A 10,701-nucleotide genomic window follows, 5' to 3' on the forward strand; every position below is an offset into this window, starting at 1 on the left:
CCGTTCTTTGCGTAGCCGTCGGCATGGGAGGTCATTCCGCGAGGCGCGGACCAAGCTTATCGACAACGCCCAACTGGGCGACATTCCCCTGTCCGGGACTGTCACCACGCCAGCTGTCACGAACCGCCGCGGATCTGTAGGACGAAGTTAGCTGAGACAGCAGCACGTCAGAGCGCCATGTGGATATGCCCTGGTTCTAGTCCTCCTATCCGAATCATCGTGCGTGAACGGGTTCCCTACAACCGGTCCCAAGTGATGTGCCGCGCCCCTGCCTTCGGATGTCCGGTTCCTTCCCCGATCTGGGGGCAGAGACGGCAGGGATCATCCCGATGTACGTTCCGCAGGCTGTTCTCCCCCTTCGGGGTGATCGCCCTTCTCGACGAGCCTCGTTAAGCTGAGAAAAAGCTTGGGGAGCGAATATGGAGTACGTCCTTATCTGGATCATCGGGTCCGTTGTCGGTCTTGCCCTTACCTACGCCGTAATTCAGGCGGCAGTGCGCTCAGCGCTCTTCGGTCACTACAAGGTAGTCAGGTGGTACGAGGCCACGGGCGAGTGGCTGCCCAGCTACGGTTCGTGGAAGGAAAAGCCACGACAACTCGATGGCATCGCTTCGCCGCCGTCCAAAGCGGTCAGGTAGGGTCCGCGACTTCGCAAGGCCGTACAGGACGAATGCAGCATGTTGATGGGGGATCGTGAGTAACGACGTTGAGGCGCCGCCGGGTTGGTACATCGACCCGAATGACGCGACGCTATATCGCTGGTGGAACGGCACCGTGTGGACCGCGCAGTCATCCCCGGTGGCAACTCCACCCGTCCAGCACGCTATCCCGCTGGCACGTGGCCCCATCCAGCAGACTCCCGGCGCCAAGGACTCCACCACCGGATATCTGTTGTGCATTCTTCTAGGCGGAGTCTCCGCACACAACTTCTACCTGGGTCACATCCGCACTGCGATCATCTTCCTGCTTCTCTGGTGGGGAGGGTGGGTACTCACTCCATTCGGATTCGGATATCTGCTGCTCCTGGGCGCAGCAATCATGTGGATAATTGACCTCATCTACATGCCCGAGTACGTGCGGAGCGCCAACGCGAGGCTGCACGCAAACAACCGCCCGTGATCTCTCGGTCCGCGGCCAAACGACCTCCATTGAAGCTCTTCCAATCGGCTGCGCTGGACGCCGGGCTCTATTCTTTTTTGGCCGCAGGCTCAATAAGGGAAGGATCCCCAGGATCGAGCGTGCGGACATTGTTCACAGTGCGGGCTACTGGGAACGCCGTCACAGTCCTGGCGACAGCCACGGAGCTGCGGTCAAGCATTGAGAGGACTTCTTCCTTGTCGGTGATCTTCTCCGGGCGCAGCCATTGGTCCCACACGTCCGGGGTCAAGAACACTGGCATCCGGTCGTGGATCTCACCGGACGCGTCGCGCGCCGCGCGGGTGATGATCGTGAACGAGATCTTCCACACGTCTCCCTCCTGACGGGCCGCGTACAGGCCGGCCGCCGCCAGCACATCGCCGTCACTGTGGATGAAGTAGGGCTGTTTGCCATCGTCCATCTGTTGCCACTCGTAGTAACCGGCCATGGGCACCAGGCACCGTTGGCTGGCAAACGCGCTGCGGAACATGCCGTTACTGGCCACAGATTCCAGGCGTGCATTGATCGGGGCAGGACCACCCGGCTTCGCCCAACCAGGCTTCAACCCCCACGATGCCAAATCCACGTCCCGCTGCAGTGTTTCGTCGTGGATACACTCGCGCACGATCGGCGCGGGATCCGTGGGGGCAACACTGTACGAGGGCTTCCAGTCGGCGGCGTTGTCGCCGGTGGCGTCGAAGACGCTCAGCAGCTCATCGGTGGTGCTGGGAACCACGAATCTGCCGCACATGCTGTTGAAGCTACCGCTCCCCCGACCTCACCAGCAATGGAATCAACCCGTTGCCCTCTGGGCCAGCCGGGAAGAGGTACGTCAGACGAGTCGAACGACACTGCACTCCGGGCAGCACCAGTAGGGGCCGTCATCGGTGCCCTCGATCACCATGCGTACCAAGCATCGTTCGCAGTTCGGCACACCAAGGTCGTCCATGTCGGCCACACTACGCCGGGCACCGCTTAGGGCGCCCTCGATGAATCCGGTCCGTCCCCGGGCAGGGCGCCCTCTCGACACGGTTCGGCCAGAATCTCCGACACCGCTCCCCCGGGCCCGTCGGGCTCAATCCTGTTGACCAGGTCGCCCGAACGACAGCGACACTCGGCACGAATCGTTCCGGTGGGCGGCCTCGAGATGAGGCAGTGCTCACAGTCGGGTGGCACTGCCAGGTCATCCGAGCCCTGGACGGCACAGAGCACCCCGCCACACGGCGAGTTCCACGCTCTCCGAGACGAGCGGCCGTTTCGTATTTTCGTTATCGTTATCGTTATTTCGTTCACGTATTGCGTTGCCAGTGATACGATATTGGTATGAGCATTCCTGAAGTCACCGACGTGCGCACCTGCGGTTTCCCCGGCTGCGACGAGCCCGTGGACGCCACGGCCGGTGTCGGCCGGCCCGCCGGCTACTGCGTCAATCCCGCTCACAACCGCGCCGCTGCGTGGCGGGCCCGCCGCGCCGAGTCCGGACGGGTCGAGCGCGCCGTCGAGGACGACAAGCTCCCCGTTGATGCGGCACGGCAGCGGGCGAGCGTGCTGCGGTCCCAGGTCGCCGGGATGGTCGAGCACCTGCAGCAGCAGCTGGTGGTCCTCGTCGACGAGCTCCGCACCGTCGCGGACCCGGACGCAGCCGAAGCACAGATCGAGGCCGTCACCTCTGACGCGGCCGAGCAGGTCGCCACGGCAGCCGCCCGCGCCAACCGCGCCGAGACCGCCACCCGCAAGGCCGATGCCGAGCGCGCCGAAGCCGACGCGGCAGCCGAGGAATCAGCGGCCCTGGTCGACGAGCTCCGCACGACCCTGGCCGCGCTCGAGCAGCGAGCCGCCACCCTCGAGAGCGACCTGGTCACTGCGGGAGAGGACAATGCACGGGCGACCGCCGAGATCACCGCCCTCACAGACCAGGTGGCCACTCTGAGCATCGAGAACGCGGCCACGACCGCACAGCTCACCGAGGCCCGGGAGCTCGTCGCGGCGGCCACAACGGCCAAGGACGAGGCACTGGCGGCCGCGCGCGACGCGATCGCGCAGGCCGCCGCCGCGGCCAGCCGCTCGGAGCGGGCCGAGACGGATGCTGCGAGCACCCGGGACCTGCTCGATCAGGCCCGGACGGAGCGCGAGAGCGCCCGGGCGGAAGCGCTCGTTCTCACCGGGCGCCTGGCCACAGTCAGCAGTGAACGAGACAGCGCCACGGCCGAGGCCGGCAGGGAGCGTTCCTACGCCGAGCAGCGCGTCACCGACGTGCGGGCCGCCCTCGAGCAGCAACTCACCCAGCTACGCGCCGACCTCGACCAAGCACGCACCAGTGAACGCGAACAGCGCACCCGCGCCGACCGCGCCGAAGCACAGGCGCCACGCCCCAAGCAGAAGTAGAACGCCGGCCCACTCCCCCGGCCCGCGTCTCGGCGGGGCCCTATTGGGCGCGTGACTAGGTCATCCACGGCGCTGAGCGGGCGCGTTCGTCGGCTGGCTACGTATGTTCTACGCCGTTGAACCACTCGCCTGAGGGTGAATCAGTCAGTCGGGTTGAGGTGCAACCGGAGTGCCTCGGCGACCAATGCTGATCGTGATGGGGCGCCTAGGTTGAGGACCTTTGCATCGAGCCACTCACGCTGTTCGCTGCTGAGCCGTAGATTCATTTGGATCCCGGCGGTTCCACGCCGACGCCGTGCGCGAGTGGGCATTGCTTTGCCCTGAATGAGTGGCGCAGCAGGTGCAAACTCGGCAGCCAATTGGGTATCCGTTACGTTGTCGAAGGCTTCGACGAGCAAGTCTGTGTAGGTGACACGCCGTTCCAAGGCTGCTTCACGAGCGCGCTCGAGAGTCGATGGGGCTAGGTACACGCCGATGGTGGCGACCCCTCCCCCACCGTTGTTTTGCGCGGTAGCTCGGGGCTTCGTTGGCTTGTGCGGATCCGGTGCCGCACCTTGTTCTGGCACTATCTCCGTTTGTGGTTCCGTTTCCTGCACCACGGCGGCTGCCGTGGACGTGCGGGGTGGGAGTATTCCGGCTAGGCCGGCGGCACGGTCTCGTGGTTCTTCCTTGTTTGTCTTTGGGGTGCTGAAGCTACTTCCAACGCTTGTGCGTTTGATCATGTTCACGCGACTTCAACCTCGTTCTGAATCTGCCCGAGAACGGTGAGGATTTCGCGGGTGAGGTTCTCGTAGTCCTCGGCGAGGCCGCTCGCATCGCGCACGAACAATCCGTCCGCGGGCTTTTCCTTAGCTTTGAGCGCGGTCAGACGTGCTGCTCTGTCGTCTTTTGCTGCCTGTTCTAGCTCATGGATCAATAGTCCTCGGCTACGTGCGTCGACGGCCGCGCTGTCTAGGTGGCGGATACGCGTTTCGAATACCGGCGCGACCCCGCCCAGCAGGTCGGTCAGGGCTGCGCGAACGTCTCTTTCGAGTCGGACCGAGCGTGATCCGACCGCAAACAGCACGACGCCTGCAAGACGAAGCTGAGGGTTTCGGGTTGCTACGTTCTGGAATCTCTCGGCAACCCGGGCCACGCCATCGATGCTGGCTTCATCGGATCGGGTAGGTATAACAACGGAGGTCGCGACGGCAAGGGCGCCTTCGGCGATCACTCGGTCCCCCGGCGGGGTGTCGAGCAGGATGAGGTCGTACTCCCCCGCGATGGCTCCAAGGGTGCGCTCGAGTTGCACTCCGAAGTCGCCGGCCCCGCGCTGCTGCCAAGAGAAGTTGAGTCCGGCGATGTCCCCCACGGCTGGTCCGCCTGGCACGACGTCGAGATTGGGGCGGATGTCTTTGAGGACGGGCAGGCTGCCGCCGGTTGCGAAGGCGTTGAAGAGCGCCTGGCCGTCGGAGGGTGGGAATCCAAGGTCGCGTGCGATGTTCCCCTGGGGGTCGAGGTCCACGATGAGGGTTCGCACTCCAGCCGCAGCGGCAAGGCCGCCGACGTTGGCAACGAGGCTCGTCTTTCCGACCCCGCCCTTGCCCTGCTCGATGGCGACAGTTCGTGCAATAGCCATTGCTGTACTCCTTATTGTGTGGACTGCTACAGCCCTCATTGAGAGCGTAGTCGCTACAGGTGCAGACATCTCCGCAACACGCCCAATACCTGTTAGTGCAATACGTTACACGTTTAGTCGTGCACTACGTATCGCTATACGTAGTGCTATAACATCTACTATACCTATCGCCAATACTCGCCGGGGAGTGGGAGGGAGTACCCCTGGCCGCGACAACGGCCGGTGTCATGGCAGTGACGTCCAGGTGGGCTGCTCAACGAGTTTCCGCAGTCGGCCCACACCAGTGGGGGAGTGTGAGGGGGACACCCCTCACCGGCCGGCCCTCCCGGGGCCAGCCGGTGCTTGCGGCTAGATGTTACGGAGCATGCTCACCACGGTGGGGAACGGGGACAGGCTCTCCACGAGGGCGTCGACGGTCCCGGCGTCGGGCTTCTGCGCGAGAGACTCTTGGATTCGGGCGAGCTGGTCGTCGGTGAGGCCGACGGTTTCACCGTCCCGGGTGACGCTGACGGCGATGGCGGTGCCGAAGATGACCGTGCGGGAGCCGAGTCGGTGGGTGAGGACGGTCGCGGGCAGGTTCAGGGTTGACCCGTTGATGAGGCCTTCATCATCGACGAAGAGGTCGATGTCGTCCTCCAGGCCGACGACGTCGAACATCCGGCAGCCGATGGCGGCGATGATGTCCGCCCCGATGCTGGCCTCGTTCACGTCCAGGGTGGTGATGGTTTCGGTCGGGTTGATCTTGACGCTGCGGATGTTGGTGGTCATGGGGTTCTCTCTCCAAGGTTGGTGAGGTGCGCGGGGTCCCGAGCTCTCTCGTGGGCAGTGGTTGTGTTGTCGTCCACCGTTTTTCTGCCCTTGGTGGCAAGAGAAATCGATTGAGAGCGGGAGTGCCGGAGTGCCCGCAGTCTCGTGCGAAATAAGGGAGCCTGCGACCGCGTGCGAGAGTGCGGGTGACGCAGGCACGCAAGCGAACTACGATGATTGGCCACCAAGGGAAGAAATGTTTTGAAAGAGTCAGGCCGGCGCAGCCGGCTCCGTGTGGGTGCGGCCTCCAGGCCGGATTCACCTGGTGGGGGAGTGCGAGGGGGCAACATCCCCCTCACGGCGGCCGGCCCCAGGGTGGGCCGGCCTACGCGGCAGTTATTCGGGCCGCTGGTGCTGCTGGATCTCCGCATACGGGGCGGTATCGGTCCACGTGTACCCGGTGCTGACACTGACCGTTTTGGGGTTGGCGCGGACGACTTCGCGCCACTGGCCGCGGATCTTCACCCGGTCACCCTTCTTGACGGTGCTGCGGTCGTAGCCGGTGGCCGTTCCGCTCTCGATCTGGGCGGCGCGCACGGCTTCCCAGTACGCGATCTGGTCGCGCTTTTCAGCGAGGTTCGGTGCGAGGTGGTCTGCTCGGGCCTGCATCTGGGCGTCGGTGGCGTCGACGTAGCCTTGTGCGGCGTCGTAGCGCGGGGCGATGACGCGTCGTTCTAACTTGCGGAGCTCGGCCCCCAGAGTGTCGATGCGGTTGGCCACCGTGACGGGCCGGTAGCGGGCGTCGGTGGTGTGGGTGGCGGCGTCGGCTCGCGCCTGGGCGTGGGTGGCGTCGACGCTGGCTTCAACTGATTTACGCATGGCGTTATCTGCTTTGGTGATCGCGTTGCGGTGGCGTCCTTCGGAGTGGTGGCCGACTTTGATCGGTTCTCCTCCTTCGGGCAGGCGGTCAAGCGCGCTCCGGGCGCGGGTCCACGCGTCGTCGCTTGCGGTGGCCTTCCGGTCGGCTTTGGCGGCCAGGGCGTCGACCCGGTCGGATTGACGCTCGATCTTTCCGGCCTCGACCTCGGCGGTCGTGCGTCGCGTGCTGTCGATGTCGGTTTCGACCTCGAATCCGGCCGCTTCCAAGGCCTCCTGGGTGCGGGTGATGGTGTGGAGCTTAGGGAGGCGGTCGCGGGACTGGGGCACGAACCAGGCGCCGATGCTGCGCCCCCAACGCCAACCAACGGTCCTGAGGACTTCGGCGGTTCCGTCGCCTTTACTGGTGCCGTCGATCATGGTTCCGGCTGCGTGGCTGTGGGTGATGGTGAGCATGTTTTTTCCCTCGTTTATGCGAAGCTGTCGGCGTAGCGGGTCGCGGTGCAGGTTTCTCCGGGCTGGGTATCTACGGCCCCTTCCGAGGTGCACCCGCTGCAGCCGCACCCGTCCGCGTAGCGCTCCCTCGGGTAGGTGTTCTCGCACGGGCAATCGGACTCAGCCATGGGTTCTCTTTCCTCGTGGACAACTGTTTTTTTGCCTGTCTGGCAAAAGAAATCGATAGCGACCGGGAGTGCCGAAGTGCCTGCAGTGTTGGGCGAAATAAGCCCGCAGGGCGCGTCCGGCACTGCGGGTGACGCAGGCACGGGAGGGAGCTACGGTGAACCGCCAGAAAGGACAAAAATGCCCGGCAATCAGTGCCGCGAAGCGGCTCCATATAGCTTCTGACGGCTTGGCCGTCTTGCTTTCAGAGTGATATCACTCTGATATCTCCGTGCCGCGTAGCGGCTCCCCTGGGGGATGGGTACGGCGGCTGCGCCGCTGTTCCTTCACGGCCCGAAGGGACAGGTGCCTGGTTGTTTTTAGGCTCTGGCTTCCGTGCCGGAGTCTGGAAACAGAAAAGCCCCGGCGTGACAGTGGGGGGACTGTCACGCCGGGGCTTGGGGCGAGGTTAGTCCTGTGTGACCGTGGCGGCGTTGGCCTCGGTTTCCTTGGTGGCTACCTTCTCGGCGACTGTGTTGATCACGATCTGCTCGACCTCGCTGAGGTTGTATCCCCATGCGGCCAACTGCTCGAAATAGCGGGCGCTGTGGGCGTCCGGGTAGCGCCACGTTTCCTTGCTGGTGCTGTCCTCGATGCCTGCCAGCACGATGGCGAGCGTGACGTGCTGCGCCTTGGTGGGGGAGTGTTCCACCAGTGCCGAGAGCTTGTCAGCGGACCAGTAGTTGGCCCGCTCCAATCCGAGGAGGGTGTGGGCGAGGACGTTGCCGTTCTGGTTGGCTTTGCCGACAACACTGTGGTGCACGGTCAGGCCCAATGCGATGGCTTTGGCAGTGTTCTTGGGGAGGGTCTTGCGGCTGAGGAACTCGGCCAGCCATTCGCGGCGCACAATCTCGGCGCTGGCCCACGCCTTGTTATTGGCGATGAGGGTTTTGCGTTCGGCCTTCTCGTCGTCGGTCATCGGGCCGCTGCTGGCTCCGCTTCCGCTGGACTTGCGAAATCCTGCAGCCTTGGGGTCTTTCAGGTAGTAGCGCACGAAGACTGTGTCGCTGCTGGCGTAGGCGTACACGTACGCGGCCCGGCCCACCGCATCGGTGAGGTGCTGCACGGTGACCTGTTCGTCGGCTGCGGTGCTCAGGTAGCTGATGCTGACGTAGTCGGTTTCGTAGGATCCACGGTCGCGGTCGAGGATTTCGTAGCCGCGCTCGATCAGGTCGGCGGTCGCGGTGGCCTTGATCGATTCGATGCGGGCCTCGTCGCGGGCGCGTTGTGCTGCGTGGGCGAACTTCTCCGGGGCGGTAGTTGCAATGTCGATGAGCACGGACACGGTTTCGTCGTCACCTTCGAACTCGATCAGTGTGGCTGCCTGGTCGAGAGTGAGGGAGTGGCTGACGATGGCGGATGCTGCGACGGCGTTCTCTGCGACAGCGATTCCGGCCTTGACTGTGGCAGGCTTGCTGCCCAGTCGCTTGGCGATCACGGCGGGGGTAAGACCCTCGAACGCGAGTTGCTGGAACGCGGCCACCCGGTCGGCGTCGGTGACGGCTTCGCGGTGGTCGTTCTCGGCCATCTGCTGCACGATGCGTTCGACGGTCGTTTCGTCGGCGGCAACGATGTACGCCGGAATGGTCACCAGTCCGGCCTCACGGGCGGCGAGGGTGCGGCGCTGACCGGCGCGGACGATGATGTTGCCCTGGTCGTCGCGGCGGGCGAGGATCGGCGTCAGAACACCGTTTGCCTTGATGCTGGCCACGAACTCCCGGCCCAGCGCAGCCTCGGAGCGCACGTTCGCTTCCACGACGATGAGGTTGGGATCGATGTGCTCGATGGTGCCTACGGTGGCGGTGGTGTTAGTCATTGGGTTCTCTCTCCATCAACTGATTTTTTTGCCTGTCTGGCAAGAGAAATCGATTGAGAGCGGGAGCGCCGGAGTGCAGGGTCGTGGAATACCGCAGCGCAGCGAGGATATGCCGCGAAAGCCCGCAACGTAGGCACGGAGCGAACTACGGTGAAACGGCCAGACAGATAAAAAAATGCAAGAGGCTACCGCGCAGCGGTTCCCAGGCCCGCAGGGCTCACCGCAGGTGGGTTGTTCTCCCACAAGTCCACGCTTGAAACCAGCACGGTTCCAAGGGCCGGCGGGGCACCGGATGAGAAGCCCTATCCCCACGAAGGCCACCATCGCGCTACCGTGCCGGGGGAGGGCCTCCGTGACTGGTGAAGATGTTAGATACCTACGCTGAATCCGGGGGCCCTCCCCACCACCGCCAAGCATCCCCAACAGCCCAACAGCATCAGGGCAGAGTCCCGGCTACGCTGCCTCGCCCAGGTACTGCCACCGGTTCTCCGGGTTGAGCAGCCCCGCACCCACCAGCTCGAGCGCGGAGCGGTGATCGGCCAGGTTGGTGCTGGCCCGCGGATACCGCGGCCACACCCGCTCCCCAGGAGTGCTCGCCTCAAACAACGGCCGGCTCGACACATGCGGGCGCCGCGGCCGAGACCTGGGCGCTGACATCATCGTGGTCAGTTCGGCTTGCCACCACGCCCACACCTCCCGCTCGATCCGATACCGCTCCGCCCGGGCCAGCAGGGTACCCAACACGCCCAGCTGCAGGGCTGCCTGGTTCCGAAGATCCTGCTTCGACCTGGCCCACCCATCACGGTGAACAACGAGGAGCTTGTGACGACGGAGGCGACTGAGGATCGTGGCAGTGTGCCGGGCCGTAACGCCCAGGAGACGAGCTGCGGAGTCAATGGTGAGGGACGGGTGCTGGCGCAGCAGGGCGTAGAGCTTGCCGGCGAGGTGTCCCAGACCCCGGCGGGTGAACAGGTCATGGCGTTGGTCGGTGAGTTGTTCCTCGAGCAGGGCCACGAGGTAGGTGCGGGTATTAAAGAGCTCAGCTGCAGAACGACCTGGAGACGACGCGATTTCGGCCGGGGGGCGGGGGTTATTAAGTGGTTGTGACCGGACTGTACTGGGACCTGTGGATAACGTGGAGGCTAGGCGCCATTCGGCGGCGTTGCCGTCGTCACTCGCACTGACCCGTTCGACGTATCCGGCAGCAGCAAGGGCGGTCAGGGCGTCGGCTGCGGTGGTGCGGCCCAGGCCCCCCATCGGGCCCAGGTCGCGGATCGCGGCAGCGACAGTGCGCTTGCCGGTTTGCAGGGTGAGGTAGGCCAGGGCGCGGAGAATGGTCTGCTGATTCGAGGACGCCTCGGTCCGGCCCCACCGGCCCGGGGTGACCCGGAACCGGGTCAGGAGGGCTTCGACGTCGGTCACGATGGCGTCCAACTCCGCCAGGTCCTGCGGCTCCCGCACC

General features: G+C 64.6%; 8 protein-coding genes and 1 pseudogene. 3 read left to right on the forward strand and 6 right to left on the reverse strand.

Translation table 11 applies throughout. The features are described from left to right. The first annotated feature begins 419 nt into the window (after nucleotides 1–419). Complete coding sequence (locus E3T23_RS02235; protein ID WP_134368787.1) at nucleotides 420–638, forward strand: hypothetical protein; 219 nt, start codon at nucleotides 420–422, stop codon at nucleotides 636–638. Nucleotides 639–693: 55 nt separating this feature from the next. After that, nucleotides 694–1,119, forward strand: a complete 426-nt coding sequence (locus E3T23_RS15095; protein ID WP_166806165.1) for an NINE protein — start codon at nucleotides 694–696, stop codon at nucleotides 1,117–1,119. Nucleotides 1,120–1,186: 67 nt separating this feature from the next. Here E3T23_RS15095 and E3T23_RS02245 read toward each other — a convergent pair whose 3' ends face one another. Then, a complete protein-coding gene (locus tag E3T23_RS02245; RefSeq protein WP_134368788.1) occupies nucleotides 1,187–1,888 on the reverse strand; it encodes an SOS response-associated peptidase in 702 nt (233 codons plus the stop codon). A gap of 572 nt (nucleotides 1,889–2,460) precedes the next feature. Here E3T23_RS02245 and E3T23_RS02250 point away from each other — a divergent pair. Next, the gene (locus tag E3T23_RS02250) at nucleotides 2,461–3,522 is read left to right on the forward strand and encodes a coiled-coil domain-containing protein (protein WP_134368789.1); all 1,062 of its coding nucleotides are present in this window, start codon (nucleotides 2,461–2,463) and stop codon (nucleotides 3,520–3,522) included. Between the two features lie 724 nt (nucleotides 3,523–4,246). On the opposite strand, the gene E3T23_RS02255 is transcribed toward E3T23_RS02250, so the two are convergent. From E3T23_RS02255 to E3T23_RS15100, 5 genes and pseudogenes are all read right to left on the reverse strand, one after another. After that, nucleotides 4,247–5,209 (reverse strand): ParA family protein, encoded by a 963-nt coding sequence (locus E3T23_RS02255; protein ID WP_241977523.1) that lies wholly within the window; start codon nucleotides 5,207–5,209, stop codon nucleotides 4,247–4,249. Nucleotides 5,210–5,488: 279 nt separating this feature from the next. Next, nucleotides 5,489–5,908: a DUF3846 domain-containing protein gene (locus tag E3T23_RS02260; RefSeq protein WP_134368790.1), complete on the reverse strand. Its 420-nt coding sequence runs from the start codon at nucleotides 5,906–5,908 to the stop codon at nucleotides 5,489–5,491. A gap of 375 nt (nucleotides 5,909–6,283) precedes the next feature. Next, nucleotides 6,284–7,219 (reverse strand): DUF3560 domain-containing protein, encoded by a 936-nt coding sequence (locus tag E3T23_RS02265; protein ID WP_134368791.1) that lies wholly within the window; start codon nucleotides 7,217–7,219, stop codon nucleotides 6,284–6,286. Between the two features lie 613 nt (nucleotides 7,220–7,832). Continuing rightward, the gene (locus tag E3T23_RS02270; protein WP_134368792.1) at nucleotides 7,833–9,239 is read right to left on the reverse strand and encodes a ParB/RepB/Spo0J family partition protein; all 1,407 of its coding nucleotides are present in this window, start codon (nucleotides 9,237–9,239) and stop codon (nucleotides 7,833–7,835) included. Between the two features lie 453 nt (nucleotides 9,240–9,692). Next, a pseudogene (locus E3T23_RS15100) lies at nucleotides 9,693–10,701 on the reverse strand (helix-turn-helix domain-containing protein); the annotation flags it as partial.

Source organism: Cryobacterium cheniae (genome assembly GCF_004403395.1).
Classification (GTDB): Bacteria; Actinomycetota; Actinomycetes; order Actinomycetales; family Microbacteriaceae; genus Cryobacterium; species Cryobacterium cheniae.